At 66.4% G+C, this 16,342-nt stretch carries 19 protein-coding genes; 8 read left to right on the top strand and 11 right to left on the bottom strand.

The genetic code is table 11. The features are described from left to right. Window positions 1-99 precede the first annotated feature (99 nt). Complete coding sequence (locus EFL26_RS20095; RefSeq protein WP_183408290.1) at window positions 100-1,104, top strand: tyrosine-type recombinase/integrase; 1,005 nt, start codon at window positions 100-102, stop codon at window positions 1,102-1,104. Between the two features lie 361 nt (window positions 1,105-1,465). Here EFL26_RS20095 and EFL26_RS20090 read toward each other — a convergent pair whose 3' ends face one another. Beyond that, on the bottom strand, window positions 1,466-2,338 hold the full coding sequence (locus tag EFL26_RS20090) for a LysR substrate-binding domain-containing protein (RefSeq protein WP_123224695.1): 873 nt from the start codon (window positions 2,336-2,338) through the stop codon (window positions 1,466-1,468). Window positions 2,339-2,412: 74 nt separating this feature from the next. Between EFL26_RS20090 and EFL26_RS24940 the strand changes: the two genes are divergently transcribed. From EFL26_RS24940 to EFL26_RS20060, 6 genes are read left to right on the top strand one after another with little or no spacing between them, the layout of a single operon-like run. Further along, the gene (locus EFL26_RS24940) at window positions 2,413-3,171 is read left to right on the top strand and encodes an RraA family protein (protein WP_123224694.1); all 759 of its coding nucleotides are present in this window, start codon (window positions 2,413-2,415) and stop codon (window positions 3,169-3,171) included. Continuing rightward, window positions 3,168-3,848 (top strand): RraA family protein, encoded by a 681-nt coding sequence (locus EFL26_RS20080; RefSeq protein ID WP_123224693.1) that lies wholly within the window; start codon window positions 3,168-3,170, stop codon window positions 3,846-3,848. Before EFL26_RS24940 ends, EFL26_RS20080 begins: the two co-directional genes overlap by 4 nt. Next, on the top strand, window positions 3,845-4,477 hold the full coding sequence (locus EFL26_RS20075; RefSeq protein WP_123224692.1) for an RraA family protein: 633 nt from the start codon (window positions 3,845-3,847) through the stop codon (window positions 4,475-4,477). Before EFL26_RS20080 ends, EFL26_RS20075 begins: the two co-directional genes overlap by 4 nt. Then, the gene (locus EFL26_RS20070) at window positions 4,470-5,603 is read left to right on the top strand and encodes an aminotransferase class I/II-fold pyridoxal phosphate-dependent enzyme (protein WP_123224691.1); all 1,134 of its coding nucleotides are present in this window, start codon (window positions 4,470-4,472) and stop codon (window positions 5,601-5,603) included. Before EFL26_RS20075 ends, EFL26_RS20070 begins: the two co-directional genes overlap by 8 nt. A 1-nt stretch (window position 5,604) precedes the next feature. Continuing rightward, the gene (locus EFL26_RS20065; protein ID WP_123224690.1) at window positions 5,605-6,423 is read left to right on the top strand and encodes an alpha/beta fold hydrolase; all 819 of its coding nucleotides are present in this window, start codon (window positions 5,605-5,607) and stop codon (window positions 6,421-6,423) included. Next, window positions 6,420-7,055 carry a LysE family translocator gene (locus EFL26_RS20060; protein ID WP_123224689.1) on the top strand — a complete coding sequence of 212 codons (636 nt, stop codon included), beginning with the start codon at window positions 6,420-6,422 and terminating at the stop codon, window positions 7,053-7,055. The genes EFL26_RS20065 and EFL26_RS20060 overlap by 4 nt, the downstream gene beginning before the upstream one ends. Window positions 7,056-7,277: 222 nt before the next feature. Here the strand turns inward: EFL26_RS20060 and EFL26_RS20055 are convergent, their stop codons facing one another. From EFL26_RS20055 to EFL26_RS20035, 5 genes are all read right to left on the bottom strand, one after another. Further along, entirely contained in the window at window positions 7,278-7,532 is a 255-nt protein-coding gene (locus EFL26_RS20055) for a WhiB family transcriptional regulator (RefSeq protein ID WP_123224823.1), read from the bottom strand. 34 nt (window positions 7,533-7,566) lie between these two features. Next, the gene (gene dmpG, locus EFL26_RS20050; RefSeq protein ID WP_123224688.1) at window positions 7,567-8,580 is read right to left on the bottom strand and encodes a 4-hydroxy-2-oxovalerate aldolase; all 1,014 of its coding nucleotides are present in this window, start codon (window positions 8,578-8,580) and stop codon (window positions 7,567-7,569) included. Beyond that, on the bottom strand, window positions 8,577-9,536 hold the full coding sequence (locus EFL26_RS20045) for an acetaldehyde dehydrogenase (acetylating) (RefSeq protein WP_123224687.1): 960 nt from the start codon (window positions 9,534-9,536) through the stop codon (window positions 8,577-8,579). Before EFL26_RS20045 ends, dmpG begins: the two co-directional genes overlap by 4 nt. 2 nt (window positions 9,537-9,538) lie before the next feature. After that, a complete protein-coding gene (locus EFL26_RS20040; RefSeq protein WP_123224686.1) occupies window positions 9,539-10,357 on the bottom strand; it encodes a 2-keto-4-pentenoate hydratase in 819 nt (272 codons plus the stop codon). Window positions 10,358-10,447: 90 nt separating this feature from the next. Further along, window positions 10,448-11,035: an XRE family transcriptional regulator gene (locus EFL26_RS20035; RefSeq protein WP_123224685.1), complete on the bottom strand. Its 588-nt coding sequence runs from the start codon at window positions 11,033-11,035 to the stop codon at window positions 10,448-10,450. A gap of 109 nt (window positions 11,036-11,144) precedes the next feature. Here EFL26_RS20035 and EFL26_RS20030 point away from each other — a divergent pair, with 109 nt between their 5' ends. Further along, entirely contained in the window at window positions 11,145-11,957 is an 813-nt protein-coding gene (locus tag EFL26_RS20030; RefSeq protein WP_123224684.1) for an IclR family transcriptional regulator, read from the top strand. Between the two features lie 43 nt (window positions 11,958-12,000). Here EFL26_RS20030 and EFL26_RS20025 read toward each other — a convergent pair whose 3' ends face one another. From EFL26_RS20025 to EFL26_RS20005, 5 genes are read right to left on the bottom strand one after another with little or no spacing between them, the layout of a single operon-like run. Then, complete coding sequence (locus tag EFL26_RS20025) at window positions 12,001-12,456, bottom strand: GNAT family protein (protein WP_123224683.1); 456 nt, start codon at window positions 12,454-12,456, stop codon at window positions 12,001-12,003. Beyond that, window positions 12,443-14,011, bottom strand: a complete 1,569-nt coding sequence (locus EFL26_RS20020; protein WP_183408289.1) for an AMP-binding protein — start codon at window positions 14,009-14,011, stop codon at window positions 12,443-12,445. Before EFL26_RS20020 ends, EFL26_RS20025 begins: the two co-directional genes overlap by 14 nt. A gap of 11 nt (window positions 14,012-14,022) precedes the next feature. Next, complete coding sequence (locus tag EFL26_RS20015; protein WP_123224681.1) at window positions 14,023-14,856, bottom strand: SDR family NAD(P)-dependent oxidoreductase; 834 nt, start codon at window positions 14,854-14,856, stop codon at window positions 14,023-14,025. Further along, window positions 14,853-15,725, bottom strand: a complete 873-nt coding sequence (locus tag EFL26_RS20010) for an alpha/beta fold hydrolase (RefSeq protein ID WP_221177074.1) — start codon at window positions 15,723-15,725, stop codon at window positions 14,853-14,855. Before EFL26_RS20010 ends, EFL26_RS20015 begins: the two co-directional genes overlap by 4 nt. A gap of 11 nt (window positions 15,726-15,736) precedes the next feature. Then, complete coding sequence (locus EFL26_RS20005) at window positions 15,737-16,303, bottom strand: 3-phenylpropionate/cinnamic acid dioxygenase subunit beta (protein WP_123224680.1); 567 nt, start codon at window positions 16,301-16,303, stop codon at window positions 15,737-15,739. Window positions 16,304-16,342: the final 39 nt, after the last annotated feature.

Raw genomic sequence — 16,342 nt, 5'->3', positions numbered from 1 at the left:
ACGACCCACACCCTCGACCGACCCGCATCCCTCGCGCCCGGTCGGCACCGCAGGCTCCCCGGCGCATGGGCGGGGGAGACCGATCCCTACAACCTGTGGGTGATCACCACTACCGCCGAGGCGCTGGCCGCCTCCCTGCCCGACAGCCCCGCTCTCGACCTGCCGGAGGGACTCACTGTCGACGACGCGCTGCGCATCGCCGAAGCGATCCACTCCACGCTCGCCGGGTCCACCCGCCGGATCTACGACCTGGGCTGGAAGCGGTGGGAACGCTGGTGCGCCACCCGAGACGCCCAGCCTTTGCCGGCCTCGGCCGCCCTGGTCTGCGCCTACCTCACCGACCTCGCCGCCGCCGGAGCCTCGGTTCCCACGCTGGACCTGGCCGTGGGCGCGATCTCCTATCGCCACCGCGTGCGCGGCCTCGACGACCCCACGGCCTGCGAAGCGGTTCGGCAGGTCCGCCGCGGGCTGCGCCGCCTCGTCGGCACCGCACCCCGACGCCAAGCCCGACCCCTCGACATCGCCGACCTCCGCCAGATCCTGCACCCCATCGACCGCACGACCGCCAAGGGCGCCCGCGACGCCGCCGTGATCCTGCTCGGCTTCGCCTCCGCCCTCCGCGTCTCCGAGCTCGTTGGTCTCACTCTGGCCGACGTCGAGCACAAGCCCGCCGGGCTGCTGCTGCACATCCACCGGTCCAAGACGGACCAGGAGGCTGCCGGACACCTCGTCCCCGTCGCCCACGGTCAACGCGCCGACACCGACCCCATCGCGGCACTCGGCGGCTGGCTTCACCACCGAGGAACCGGACCAGGTCCCCTCTTCACCGCGTTGAGGAACAGGCGCGTCACCGCCGACCCGCTCTCGGGCACCGCAGTCGGCCGCATGCTCCGAGGCCGAGCCACGGACGCAGGTCTGCCGGCCGAGCGGATCACCCCGCACTCCCTGCGCGCCGGACACGCGACCGCCGCCGCGCTCGCCGGCGTCAGCCTGGACCGGATCGCCGCCCAGACCCGCCACAAACGGCTCTCCACGCTGCTGGAGCGCTACATCCGCCCCGCCCAAGCCCTCGAGTTCACCTCCAGCCGCGACCTCGGCCTGTAGAGACGCAACGCAACATGGGTGCCCTGGTAGGGATCGGGTCGCGGCCGAAGCTTCCGGGGCGCGTATCGGACCAGATCTCGCGTACACGGTGGGCTGACTTTGAATCAAGACTAGCGATGTAGGTTCGTAGCCTACCCGGGGAGCAACGGTGCAGGTCAGTACGACATTGGGCGATTCCAGCGAGTCCAGGGTCGGCGCGACTTCTCACGAACCTCTCGCAGGACCGTTCTGACAGGCCAGATGGCGGTTGCTGGGCCAGCCGAATCGGAGCCCGGATTCGCGGCAGACGGGTGCATGCAGCCCTAGCTGCTGAGAGGCTCGTGCTCGAAGGGTTGATCGCGCCTCAGCGAAGTTTCGGCGCTCAGTCGCGCACGAACGCCGCCACAGCGGGGTTGGCCGTGTCCTCGAGCCACAAGGCCGCGAGTTCTATGGTGGTCGGCTTCTTGATGGGCACGAACCGGACGCGTCCGTGGAGGTTGAGGCCGTGCTCGGCTGCGCTGTCGGGCACGATGGCGACGCCGATGTCGCAGGCGACCATGGCGAGCTGGCTGACGATGGAGTCGGCGGTGTTGGTGACCACTGGCGAGAACCCGGCTTGACGGCAGCAGGCCACCACCTGGTCGTGGTAGTCGGAGGAGATGTGTCGCGGGAGCCAGATCCACGGTTCGCGGGCGGTGTCGGCCAGGTCTACGACGTCGTCGGGGACGTGGTCCCAGGTGGCGGGGACCGCCAGGACGAACTTCTCCTCGAGGAGGGTTCGGCGGGCGATGCCGGGTGGTGTGGCGAGCCGGCGGACAAGGGCGACGTCGATGCCGTGGTCGGCCAGCGCGCGAACGGCGTCTTGGGTGTCGAGCTCGCGCAGAACCACGTCGACGCGGGGGTGCTGGCTGCGGAACTTGGCGAGCATGGCGGGGAGGGGCTCGAAGAACGCGGATGTGACCGCGCCGATGCGCAGCCGCCCGAGTTGACCGCTCGCGGCGTCTCGGGTGGCCGTCTCGGCTTCGTCTGCCATGTTCACCAGCCGACGGCACTGCTGGAGCAGTACCTCGCCGGCCGAAGTGAGGGCCACCGCGCGTGTGGTGCGGGTGAGCAGCTTCGTTCCGAGCCGTTGCTCGAGCGTCTTGATGGTCTGCGACAGGGGCGGCTGGGACATGTGCAGGCGCTCGGCGGCTCGCCCGAAGTGCAGCTCCTCGGCGACCGCGACGAAGTAGCGGGCTTCGCGGACTTCCAACATTTATCTGCCTCGCAGAAAACTGAGATAGAGATTCGGACCTTCACCCTACGGGTCCGGTGCCGTCTACTGGAGTCATGAGCAGTCAAACCTCGTCGTTCGACCTCACCGGTGACCGCGCTGGCGAATCAACCGTTGACCCGCTGGTGGAGCGTCTGGACGCTCTTGACTCGACCGTCGTGAGTGACGCTCTCGACGGCCTTCACCTTCCGGCTGGACTCGGTGGGCTGCGACCGGCTTGGGGCACTCCGCGGTTCGTGGGACGCGCGCGCACCGTTGCCCTCGAGGGCGACTCCGGCGGTTCCCCGGGTCCGCACCTGGGCACTTCCGTCGTGGCGGATGCTCGCCCGGGCGATGTGCTCGTGATGGCGAACGGCGGACGCCTGGACGTCTCCTGCTGGGGTGGCATCTTGTCCCTGGGCTGCGTCCAGCAAGGTGTCGTCGGTGTGGTTGCCGACGGTGCGTGCCGCGATGTCGCCGAGGCGCAGGAGCTCGGGTTGCCTGTCTTCGCCCGAGGTGTGAGTCCCCGCACGGCACGTGGCCGGCTGCGGCAGCGAGCGACTGGAGTGCCCGTGCAGGTCGAGGATGTGACCGTGAGCGAGGGCGACCTGGTCATCGCCGACGACTCGGGTGTCGTGTTCGTGCCGGCCGACTGTGCCGAGGAGGTGCTCGCCGCTGCCGAGGCCATCGTCGAGCGTGAGGCCGCCATTTCCGCTGACATCCGTGCCGGCGTCCGCATCGACCAGGCCATGCACGATGTGCGCCTGGCCGGCCACACCGACAACGAAGCCGATGCCGAGCAGGTGCTTCATCAGGGGCAGGAAGAGGGCCGATGAGCGCCCGCGTTGCCGGAGAGCTCGCCGACCTTCCGACCGCTTCCATCTCGGATGCCCTCGACAAGCTCGGGCTGAGAGGGTCAATGCACGGCCTCTCCCCGCTCCGGCCGGGGCAGCGCGCCTGTGGGCCCGCCTACACCGTCGCCTACGAGCCGGTCGACGACCAAGGCGGCACCGTGGGTGACTTCCTCGACGACGTCCCCGCTGGCTCGGTCGTGTTCATTGACAACGCCGGCCGCACCGACTGCACGGTGTGGGGCGGCATCATGACGCAGGTCGCGGCCCACAAGCACGTCGCCGGCACCGTGATCAACGGAGTGTGTCGCGACGTCGCGGTAACGACGACCACCGACTACCGGATCTGGAGCGTCGGCCGGTTCATGCGCACCGGCAAGGACCGAGTGCGGGTCCGGGCGGTGCAGGAGCCGCTGCTCGTCGACGGCGTCACTATCCGCCCCGGCGACGTTGTGTGCGCCGACGAGGACGGAGTCGTCGTGGTCCCGGCAGGGCGAGCCGATGAGGTCGCATCCATTGCGACCGAGGTCGAGCGCGTCGAGGCCGCCATCGTCGCCACCGTCCGCGACGGCGCGACCTTGCGCGAAGCACGCAGCGCCCACGGCTACCACTCCCTCCAGACCCCGGATAGGACCGCATCGGACACCGGGGAGACGGCATGAGCGCCGCCGACGGCCCCGCCCGGGGGCACACCGCCGCGACGCTGTACGAGGCCGCGGTCGCTGCCGAGGGTCCGGGCCGCTACGCGATGGACGTCGGCATCCGCGCCACCTGGCCGGGTGCCCGCGTGGCCGCGCCCGCGTTCACCGTCCAAGGCGCAGGTGGAGACAACCTCGCGCTCCAGCACGCGATCCTCGAAGCGCCGGCAGGGTCGGTGCTTGTCGCCGACGTCAATGGTGCCGACTGGGGCCACTGGGGAGAGGTTCTCGCGGTCGCCTCCCAGTTCCGCCAGATCGCGGGTCTCGTCATCGACGGCGGCGTCCGCGACACCGTCGAGATGGCCGAGCTCGACTTCCCGGTGTTCTCCCGGCACGTGAGCGTCCGCGGCACCCGCAAGCTGTTCCGCGGCGCGCTCGGCGTTCCCGTCCAGGTCGGCGCAGTCACCGTCCACACCGGCGACCTCGTCGTCGCCGACGCAGACGGCGTCGTCGTCCTCCCGCAGCACGTAGCCGATCGGGTGCTTGATACGGCCGACGAGCGCGTCGCCAAGGAGGCCGACATCATCCGCCGCTTGAAGGCAGGCGAGAGCTCGCTGGACATCTACGGGCTAGCAGAGGCCGGCCGTGGCTGAGTCGGACAACCCCATCTTCCGGATCGCCGACCGCGCCGCAGGTCTGCGCGCATCAGGATTCGACGTCATCTCCCTCGCCGCCGGCGAACCCGAGGCACCTACCGCCACGCACATCGTCGAAGCCGCAGTCACCGCGGCACGGGACCCGCGAACCCACCACTACGGTCCCGCCGCCGGGCTCGCAGACCTGCGCGAACGAGTGGCCGCCCAGCACCCCGACCACGTCACCGCCGACCACGTGCAGATCACCATCGGCACCAAGCACGCACTGCACCTGGCATTGGGGGCGCTGGCCGGGCCGGGGGAGGAGGTGCTCGTGCTGCGGCCGAGCTGGCCGGGACACGTCGGCGCGGTGGAGTCTGTCGGCGCCTCCGTCGTACCTGTTCTTGTGGACCGGGACGGTCTCACGAGCGTCGACGCGCTCGAGGCCGCCAGGACTCCGCGCACCCGCGCTGTCGTTGTCGCGAATCCGTCGAACCCGTCCGGTGTCCTGCACCCCGCCGGTTTGCTCGCTGAAATCGCCGCGTGGTGCGTCGACAAAGACGTGTGGCTGGTCAGCGACGAGGTCTACGGCGGCCTCGTCTTCGACGCCGACCCGTTCTCCGCCACGGCCGTCGTGGCCGACTCGTCGCGGCTGGTGGTAGTCGACGGCGTCTCCAAGGTCCACGCGATGACCGGCTGGCGAGTCGGGTGGCTACTCGGCCCCACTGAAGTGGTTGCCGCCGCCCGCGCTCAGGTGTCCGCCACTATCACCCACGTCCCTTCCATCACCCAATACGCCGCACTGGCGGCCCTCACCGCACCTGTCGACGCCGACACCGTCGCCGACTACCGCGCCTCACGCGACCTGCTCGTCGGCAAGCTGGCTCAGGTGCCGGGCGTCGAGTGCCCCACGCCCGCGGGCGGGATGTTTGCGTTCCCCGACGTCAGCAAGCTGCTGAGCGCCGAACATCCCACCGCCGCTGAGCTGGCAGCCTGGCTGCTGGACGAGGCACACGTCGCGGTCGTCTCAGGCGAGGTTTTCGGCGACGACGGAACGCTGCGCATCAGCTTCGCGCTCGACCAAGAGCGCCTCACGGAGGCGGCCGACAGGCTCGTCTCCGCACTCACGAAAGCCGGCTCCTGAAATGCCTCAGCCGTCCTGGTCCGCGCACAGCCTCGACCTGACGGTCGAAGACGTCGCACTGGACATCGCCGCCATGCACGCCCCGGGGCCGGAGCCAGTGATGTTCCTCCACGGCTTCGGGTCTACCAAAGAGGAGTATGCCGACTTCACGCAGTTCCCTGGGCTCGCGGGCCAGCCGTTTCTCGCCTACGACGCCCCTGGTTTCGGTGAGTCCACCGCCAGCGACCTCACGAAAGTGTCCATCCCTTTCCTCGTCGACGTCGCGCTCGCCGTCCTTGACCAGCTCGACATCGACCGGTTCCACGTCGTGGGTCACTCTATGGGCGGCCTTACCGCGCTGATCCTTGCCGATCGGGTGCCGGACCGCGTGCTCAGCTACACCGACATCGAAGGCAACCTCGCCCCCGAGGACTGCTTCCTGTCCCGTCAGATCGTCACCCACGGCAACGACGACCCGGAAACGTTCCTGAGCGAGTTCGCGGACCGCTCCCTGCAGTCGGACGAATACGCCAGCGCTCTCTACGGGTCACGCGTGCTCACCACCGTCGACCCCGACGTCGTGCGAGCGGTGTTCGAGTCGATGGTCGAGCTCTCCGACCACGGAGACCTGCTCAACACGTTCACCGGCCTCCCGATGCCACGGATGTTCATCCACGGCGAGCAGAACGCGCACCTGAGCTACCTGCCCGAGCTGCGCCGTCGAAGTGTCAGAGTCGTCGAGATCGATCACAGCGGCCACTGGCCCATGTACTCCAACCCTCCCGCCATGTGGACCGCCCTACGCGATTTCCTCACCGACCTGGCGAGCCCAAAGGGATGACTTCCGGCGTGCTACTCAACTTCGTTGCCATCACTTGGCTGCTGGCCATGCTCCCTGGAATCGGGCAGGCGCTCATGCTGCGCCAGACGCTCGCGAACGGGCCGCGCGTCGCGGTGGCCACCATCTTCGGCACAGTGACCGGGCTCGTCATCTGGTCGGCGGCCGCAGGCGCCGGCCTCGCCGCCGCGCTGCTAGCCGACCCTGCCGTCTATCGCGGACTGCTGCTAGCCGGCGGCGGCGTTCTCATTGTCATCGGGCTACGCACCGCCTTGTCAGCAATGCGCCACCCAGCCGAGCTGTCCGCCGTGTCTTCCGGCGGCCCGGATATTGAAGCAAGCGGACCATCTGCCTACCTCGCGGGCTTGGCTACCAACCTCGGAAACCCGAAGGCAGGTGCGTTCGCAGTCTCGCTCCTGCCGGCGTTCGCCGGAGGCGGCGGATTTCTGCCCACTCTGGGGCTTGGCATCCTGTGGGCGACCGTCACGGCCTGCTGGTACCTGCTGTTCGCCTTCCTCGTCTCTCGCGGCCGCGCGTTCATGACGCGCCCCGGCGCCCAGAGGGGTCTAAGCGGGATCAGCGGGCTCGTGCTCGTCGCCATTGGCTTCTGTGTGTGCGCTGGTGCTGGTGCATGACATTCGCAGCGCAACCACTTCATGCACGTGACCAAGGGTCCGGATCTCGGCTGGATTGGACGTCACGCCGGGCGCCATCACTCACATACGTCTCACGAACCCGGAGGCACGTGGCGTACCCGAATCGGAACTCGACGGCGGCCTATGCCGAACTTCGCCTTCAAGGAAGGCGTGTGTCCGGCTCGCGCCGTCGATCGAAACGCACGGTTCGCCTGGACCGCACTACCTTCTTGAACGACTCTTGAACCTCTGTCGCTCGTGTGGCGTCGTTCCGCCCCACATGCCATGATCCGCATCGATCCTCAGCGCGAGTTGAAGACACCACCCGCGCACCGGACAACTCTGGCAGATCTTCCGAGCTCGTTCTAGCTGAGCGGGTGCTGCTCCGCGTTCGCCGGCAGGGAAGAACAAGTCCGGGTCTTCGTCGAGGCATGCAGCAAGCACGGTCCAGTCTCGACCGTCACGCAATCGAGGCATGTGTGCGAGGCTCGCTGTCATCGGTCGCTCGAGTTCAGTGGGTGGCCGCCTGAAGATCCAGAGCGACGTCGACGATCATGTCTTCTTGACCGCCGACGAGTTTTCGCCGGCCACATTCGACGAGGATGTCGCGTACGTCGATGTTGTAGCGGGCCGCAGCGTTCTCTGCGTGGCGCAGGAAAGATGAGTAGACGCCTGCGTAGCCCAAGGTGAGGGTTTCGCGATCGACCCTGACGGGTCGGTCCTGCAGCGGGCGAACGATGTCGTCTGCGGCGTCCTGAAGCTTGAACAGCTCGCAGTTGTGCTCGAAATCTGAAAGATCTGCCACGGCTACAAACGCCTCGATCGGGCAGTTGCCGGCGCCTGCACCGTGTCCGGCCAGAGACGCGTCGACCCTGTAAGCCCCATTTTCGACCGCGACCACCGAGTTTGCGACTGACATGGAGAGGTTCTCGTGGGCGTGGATCCCGATCTCGGTAGCTGGGTTGAGGAGTTCTCTGTAGGCGCGCACTCGAGCAGAGACGTCGTTCATGGTCAGGCGCCCGCCGGAATCCGTGACATAGACACACTGGGCTCCGTAGGACTCCATGAGCTTCGCCTGTTTCGCGAGGTCCTCAGGTGCGGCCATGTGGGAGAGCATCAGGAAGCCGGAGACGTCCATGCCGATCTCTCGTGCTGCGGCGATGTGCTGGGCAGAGATGTCTGCCTCGGTGCAGTGGGTGGCAATTCGCACCGAGCGGACGCCCAGGTCCCATGCGGTCTTCAACTCGTGGATGGTGCCGACTCCCGGGAGAAGCAGGGTGGTAAGTCGCGCCCGCTCGAGGACCGAGGCGGCCGCCTCGATCCATTCCCAGTCAGAGTGGGAACCCGGCCCGTAGTTGACCGATGATCCGGCCAAGCCGTCGCCGTGCGCGACCTCGATGGCGTCAACTCCTGCGTTGTCCAATGCAAGGGTGATGCGCTGCACATCTTCTGGGGTGATGCGGTGGCGGACCGCATGCATGCCGTCCCTCAGGGTGACGTCCTGGACAAAGATCTTGGTGGTCACGCGGCGCTCACCTTCTGGGCTGCGATCCGATCGGCGACCTGGATTCCGGCTGACGTCATGATGTCCAGGTTGCCCGCGTAGGCCGGCAGGTAGTGAGCAGCGCCTTCAACCTCAAGGAACACCGACACCTGATGGGTTGGGCGCTCGCCCTCTGAGCCGATCAGGGTCTCCAGCGGTTGATCCTCTGGGATCTCTGTGATCTGAACCTTCTGCTTGAGGCGATAGCCCGGGACGTACTCGGCGACGTCGCCGACCATCTTCTCGACGCTCGCGACGATGTCCTCCTGAATGTCGGCGCCGGGCGCCGAGACCAGGCAGAAGACGGTGTCGCGCATGATCAGTGGTGGCTCTGCCGGGTTGAGGATGATGATGGCCTTGCCACGTCGGGCCCCGCCCACCCGGACAATCGCCGAACTGGTGGTTTCGGTGAACTCGTCGATGTTGGCGCGGGTGCCCGGTCCCGCAGACCTCGACGCAATCGAGGCGACGATCTCGGCATAGGCAACCGGAACGACCTGGGCAACGGCAGCGACGATGGGGATCGTTGCCTGGCCTCCACACGTCACCATGTTCAGGTTCGGCGCCTCGAGGTGCTGATCCAGGTTCACGGCAGGGATGACATACGGCCCGATGGCGGCGGGAGTGAGGTCGATCAGTCGTTTCCCGTAGGGCTCGAGCCTGCCGGCGTTGTACTCGTGAGCTTTGGCCGATGTCGCATCGAAGACGATGTCGATCTCGTCGAAGTTCGGCAGGGCGATCAAACCGTCGATTCCGTCTGAAGTAGTGGCGAAGCCGAGGCGTGCGGCGCGCGCGAGCCCGTCAGATGCGGGATCGATGCCGACCATGGCGCCTACCTCAAGGCGCCGGGAGGTGCGCATCACCTTGATCATGAGATCGGTGCCGATGTTGCCGGAGCCGACGATCGCAACCTTGATCTTGCTCTTGATGGCGGCCATGTTCAGATGTCCTTGCTGGAGAAGCGAACCGACACAGAGCCGAGCCCGGTGATCTCGGCGTGAGCGACAGCCCCCGGCTGCACTGGTCGCATGGGCCCCAGAGCTCCGGAGAGGATCACTTGGCCGGCGAGGAGTGGGGCGCCGAGTTCGCGGGCTCGTACGGCGAGCCACTGGAGGGCAAGGAGCGGATCACCGAGACAGGCGGCACCCGTCCCGTTGGCGTCGTTCTGGTTGGTGACCCGCATGGTCATCTGGACATCCCTGGGCTCGAAGGTGCCTAGGGTGCGTCGCTCGGTTCCGAGGACAAAGGCGCCTGACGAGGCGTTGTCAGCAACCGTGTCGGCGAAAGAGATGTCCCAGTCTCGTACTCGACTCCCGCAGACTTCCAGAGCAGCAACGGCGAAGTCGACCGCGGTGCGGATCTGTTCGAGGTCCAGGGGTCCATCGACGAGGTCATGCTTGAGGACGAAGGCGATCTCGGCCTCGACCCTGGGTTGGAGCACGGCTTCGAAGGGAATGGTGTCCCCGGACATGTAGGCCATGTTGTCGAACAGAATCCCGAAGTCGGGCTGGCTCACCCCGAGCTGCTGTTGGACGGCCTCAGAGGTGAGGCCGATCTTTCGCCCGACGATGGCCGCCCCCTCCTCCACTCGAGCCCCGGTCAACACCTCTTGAACGGCGTACGCCGCCTGGACGTCCTCGGCGCCGATCAGGTCGCGAACCGGCTCGCAGGGCGAGTTCGTGTACCCGGCAACCAGGAGGCGGTTGGCGGCCTCGTCGATAACCTCAGCAGGTACGCGAGGAGTCTGAGCAGTTGGCATGAGGGCGCTCCAGGATCGGTTGCGGACTTCTCAGCCTTCATCAGTTCCAACTGGCGGCGTGACCCTCGTTCCGGTCAGCGGCACGCGGAGTTACTGTCCATCTACGGGGCGGGCGGTGGGGGTGAACTGCCGCACCTGAGGAAGGGTCGTGACGACGTGGAGGACTGCCTTCTCGCTCAAGCAGGCTTGGCGGTGAGTGACGTCGCCCGGGTAGCGGACGAAGTCGCCCGCAGAAAGCTCAACCTGGTCTGTGGTCGGTCCTAAGCGGACCCGCCCGACTACGACGTATACGTGGTGGAGGGTGCCCGGGGGGTGCGCTTCGATGTCTTCGACGCGGTCGGTGCGATTCAGGTTGATCAAGGTGGTGCGTACATAGCCGGAGCCGAAGATCTCGTCGAGCGGCCGTTCTTCGTGCCCGTGAGCCGGGGCCCATTCGCCTTCGTCAACGCGCTGAACGAAAACCGGCGTCCCCCACTCGGTCATGAGGCGGCGGAGGGAGACATCCAGCGCGGATCCCAGGGCGGACAGCGTCTCGACAGTCGGATTGCCTACCCCGCTCTCCAGTTTCGACAGGGTCTGTTTGGAGAGCCCGGAGCGTCGCGCGACGTCGCCGAGGCTGAGGCCGCGCTCGAGGCGGAACCTCTTGACGTTGCGCGCCACGAGTTCGTTGCTGTCCATCCCCAACGCCTGTCACTTAAAATTGACTGAGTGTCACACTTGTGTGACGTCACTTCTAGTGGTCATCATGTCACTTACAACACCTCACCGCTAGACCTCGGAGCATCACATGACCGATACCGAGAACACCCCGCGAGACGATCGAGCCGCGATCGACAAGGCGTTCTCGCTACTCACCTGCTTCGGGGAGCAGGCTGCCAGCGGCATCGGGGTCAGCGAACTCGCCCGCCGCGCTTCGCTGTCGAAGTCGACCGCGTTCCGAGTGTTGAATCTCCTCGAGCGCAACGGCGTCGTCGAACGCGTGGGAAGCTCATACCGCTTCGGCCAACGCCTTCACGATCTCGGCGCGGCGGTCTACTCACCCGAGCAGGACCGGATTCGAGAGGTGCTGACACCTTTCCTAGCTGACCTGTACGAGTTCACTCACGAGACGGTGCACCTGGCCACCCTTCACGGGACTGATGTCGTCTATCTGGCGAAGCTCTACGGGCATCGACGGGTGCCGGCTCCCTCGCGGGTCGGGGGCCGAGTGCCAGCGCACTGCACTGCCATCGGCAAGGCGCTCATCGCCAACGACCCGGAGGTGTTCGAGATGATCACCTCGAACACCCACCTTCAGCGACTGACGGAGAGAACGGTGGTCGACGTCGAGGAATTGTCGTTGCAGCTGCACCGCATCCGCCGAGAGGGTCTCGCGTTCGAGATCGAGGAGTCGGCGCCAGGGCTTGCCTGCGTCGCGGTGCCGGTCTTCGGAGTGGGCAACAGGGCGATCGCCGGATTGTCCGTATCGGGTCCGGCCGCAGGTTTCGACCCACGTTCCCATGCCGCGGCACTACGGCGAGTCAGCCACGCTGCTTCACAGGCACTCCGGCGAGCAGGTGTGGGCGCCACCGTTCGGCTTCCGCACGCTGCTGCATCATGAGATTCGACCGCTTGCCTGGATAGGCATTTCGGAGCCGACCTGGTCAGGTGCCGGGCATGTGGTCAAGGTCCATGTCGACTGCCGTAACCCAGGACGGTTCCACGACGGCGAGGTTGAAAGTGCCCTCGCGCAGGTCGACCTTCAGTACGTACCGGAATCCCGCGGCCTCTGCGCTGTGCAACGAGTCGAGATCGTCGGCGTCCGTCGCAGTGACAAGTCGTCGGCAGAACGGGTCTGCCTTCTCGACCGCTTGGACGACCGCCTTGAGCAGGGCGGTGGTCGCATCCGGCGGCAGGTCGCCGGTGGTGACGACCTCTACATCGTGCTCTCCCACGGGATAGGCGTCACGCAATCGGCTCGAACGGCAGCGGGCGACCTCGACCACGGCGTGGAGATTCCCGCCAAGACGAACGGCTAGCTTCGCCGTTCGAGGGCCGCCGAACCGCTCGATGATCGTGAAGCCGGGCAGGTCCAGGGCGGACAGATCAGCCTCGCTCATCGGTCTCGCCCGCAAGTCGGCGGATGTTGGTCTTGTCGAGCTTCCCGGACGCGTTGCGTGGAACGGCGTCGACGATCAGAAATCGGCTGGGGAGTTTGTACCGGGCGACCTTGTTGGCTGCGTGTTCACGCACGGTCTCCAGCGTGATATCGGCTCCTGGCTGGACAGAACCCAGGGCGACGACGATCTCTCCCCATTGCTCGTCCGGCACTCCGATGACAGCGACGTCGTTCAGGCCTTCGAGGTCTGCCAGGGCCCGCTCCACCTCAGCTGGGTACACGTTCTCTCCTCCGGAGATGATCATGTCCTTGAGCCGATCGACGATGTAGAGGCAGGAGTCGTCGTCTAGGAACCCGATGTCTCCGCTGTGAAACCACCCATCGGCATCGAATGCAGCTCCGGTGGCCTCGTCGTTCTTCCAGTAGCCGCTAGTGACATTCGGACCTCGAACGATGACTTCACCGCGCTCGCCTGTTGCCACTGGCTCGCCAGTCACCACGTCGACCACTCGAACCTCGGTGTACGGCATGGGGATGCCGGCCGATCCAGTCTTGGTGAGCGTCCAGTCCACGGGAAGGTGGGTGGCGAACGGCGCCGTTTCCGTCAGGCCCCACGCCTGCTGCAGCATCACACCGCGCTTGGCCCAGTCCGTGATCACCGACGGCGGGACTGGCGCCCCGGCGACCACCACGGCACGCAGCGTGCTCAGATCGGCGGCGTCGAACTCGGGGAGGCGCTGCATCGCGATGAACATCGCCGGGACTGCGAAGGTGGAGTTGACCTGGTAGTGCGTGTAGTCGTCGAGGGTTTGCGCTGGGTCGAAGGCCCTGCGGACCACGACCCTGTTCCCGCGAACCAGGGCTCGGAGGACGAAGCTGTTGAGCGCCCCGACGTGGAAGAGGGGCGCTGCTGCATGGGTGGTGTCGCCGATTCGCGAATCGACCATCAGCTCGACGTTCAGGGAGTTCCACCAGATGTTTCCGTGGGTCAGGGTGACTCCCTTGCTCCTCCCGGTTGTTCCCGACGTGAACATCAGGATGGCCACGTCGTCCTCGGTACGGGTGCTGACCTCGGCGGTGGGCGAGGCGGACGCGATCGCACTCGACCACGATGTCCACCTGGCGGCGGACGAACTGGCCGGCACCTCGGAGTCGTCGTCGACGAGGAACAGAGCCTCGAGGACGGCGGGCTTCACAAGTCCGTCGACCAGAGCTCGGTGCCCTTCCTCACAGACGAGAACCGAGGCGCCGGACTGTTCGAGAACGGCCAGGGTCTCGGGGGGAGCGAGGCGGAAGTTCACGGGCACGAAGATGGCGCCGAGACGAAACGCAGCGAGCATCGTGACGAGGAACGACGTGCTGTTCATGCCGAGGAACGCGACTCGGTCCTCCTGCGCGACGCCGTTCTGGGTCAGGACGGTCGCGAACCGCGCGGCCTTGTCGTTCAGGTCCGCGTAGGTGAGGTCTCCGCCCGCGTACACGACTGCTGTGGCGTCAGGGTTGAAGCGCGCGTGGCGTGCGACGGCACTTGCGGGGTTGATGTCGACGTTGGGCATGTGTCTGGTCCTCATAGGTTGTCGCCTCCGGCGTCACTGCGGAACCCGCGGACACCCATTCCGCCGTCGACGGAGATGGCATGTCCGGTGATGGGTCCTGCCTGCTCGCGCGATGCAAGCAGAACGTAGGAGCCGGTGAAGTCTGTCGGATCGGTGCTGGAGTCCCACAACGGTAGAGGTGGGCGGGGGGACTCGCTTGACTTGTTTGCGAAGGACGTCGCGATCGAGCGTCCGTCGAGGTCGAGGGTGGCGGGTCCCCGAAGGTCGGTGTTCATGCCGCCGCAGGCGACTCCGTTGACTCTGACCTTGGGTGCGAGTTCGTAGGCCAGTTCTCGCATCAGGCCGAGGCAGGCGTGTTTGCTGGCCGTGTAGATGGGTCCGCCGCCGTTGACGTAGAGCGACGCGTTGGAGAGTGTCATCACGATGCTCCCGCGCGACTTGACCAGTTCGGGCCATGCGGCGTGGCAGGCGAGGAGATAGCCCTTGACGTTGACCGAGAAGAGCTCGTCGAAAGTTTCGGAGAGCTCGGTGCCGGTCAGTTTGGTCAGCTGCCGCTGGAAGTCCCACATGCCGGCGTTCGGCACCAGAACATCGAGAGTGCCGAAGATGCGGACGGTCTCGCTGACCGTTCTCTCCAGGTCGGCGACGGAGCGTACGTCGCCTTCGATAGCGTGCATCCGGCTCGGATCGGCGCTGGTCGCGACGACGTTGTCCAGTCTGTCTTTGCCGCGCCCCATGATGACTACGGAGGCGCCTTCCGCGACGTAGCGCCGAGCGACTGCCGCACCGATGCCGGACCCGCCGCCCGTGATGAGTGCGGTGTAGCCCTCGAGCCAGCCCGTCATGAGTGGCTCCGCTGGTCGCTCAGGAAGGTGGTGACGTGCTGCTCGAACTCGCCCTGACGTTCGAGCTGGACCCAGTGCCCGCAGTTGCCGAACACGTGAAGCTGGACGTCAGGGATGAGCTTGAGCATCAGCTGGGCGCCGTCGAGGGTGATTGTGCGGTCGTCTCGGCCCCACAGCAGCAGTGTGGGGGCCTTGATCAAGTGAAGATCCTTCCACAGTGGGTCCATGCCGCGGCGCTTGGCGAACGCTGCGTTGTAGTGGTGGTAGAACTCGACGTGGGTGGTTTCGATGGAGGCCTCGAAACGTGCTCTCACGACGTCTTTGCCGAACTGTCTGTGGTCGAACACCATGGTTCGGATGAAGCTGGCCATCTTCTGCTCCGAAGGTCCGGCCCCGTTGAAGTAGGAGAACATTTGCTTCTGGCCCTCGGTGGGTGTCGGGCCGAACGGGAGCCACCCGCCACCGGGTGCCATCAGGACCAGTTTCGTGACGCGATCGCGATGTGTTTGGGCCATCGCGATCGCGGCCGCGCCGCCGAGGCTGTTTCCGAGGAGATGAAATCGGTCGATGTTCAGTGCGTCGATTGCCTGGAACAGTGCGTCCACGGTGATCTCGGTGATGGAACGGGCTTCGAGTTCGGCTTCAGTCGGCCGGTAGCTGTTGCCGAAGCCGGGCTGGTCGGGCAGGAGCACGCGGAAGTGCTGGGCGAGGGTCGCGAGGTTCTGGTGGTAGTTCGAGATCCCGGAGGCGCCGGGGCCGCCGCCGTGCAGCATCACCAGCACCGGGCCGCTTCCGACCTCGACGACATTGATGTCGCCCAGCGTGGTGGGGATGGTGTGGCGGATCAGCTCGAGTTCCGTGGTGGTCACGTTGGGGCCTCTCAGAAGAAGGTGGAGATGTTCTTGGACAGCAGCACGTTCTGGTCGAGCAGGATCACGCGGCGGGCGACCTGGAACCCTTCGTCGCTGCGGCGCAAGATGTCGTCGCGAGAGCCGGCGAAGATGTTCTCTTCGCGTTCGAGCCGGTTGCGGTAGACGATGAAGGCCGACCTGACGGCGAGGTCATCGGCAGCGAACCCCGCGTTATCGTCGGGGTCGACGTGGCGGGCAACAACGTTGGTGACCAGGTGGCGCGTGCGCGAGGGTGGGTCTTCGGCCCAGGCCATACCGGAGTCGAATCTGCGGATCCGCCACGCGAGAGACTCCTTGGACTCGTCGTAGAACGCGGCCTCGCCGCGTGCAGCGGTGGCGAGGGCCTGTTGGCGACGCAACCTGTTGGTGCGCGTGGGCATCCAGTAGTCGAGGTCGTCGGCGAGCAGCGTGAGCCAGTCGGCGTAACGGCCGTCATCGAGAAGCTCGGCCTCGCGGTAGTAGAACTGCTGGACCTCGAAGTGCGTCTGTAGCGACGCGAGGCCGCCAGCGACGGTCGAGTGGTTGGTTGTTGTCACGATCTGATCAACCCTCCCTGGTTGTGCTGGATCCAGGTG

Source organism: Nocardioides pocheonensis (assembly GCF_003725535.1).
GTDB classification, from domain to species: domain Bacteria; phylum Actinomycetota; class Actinomycetes; order Propionibacteriales; family Nocardioidaceae; genus Marmoricola; species Marmoricola pocheonensis.
Note: the sequence above shows the minus strand (reverse complement) of the source record. Positions and strands in the feature narration are given on the sequence as shown.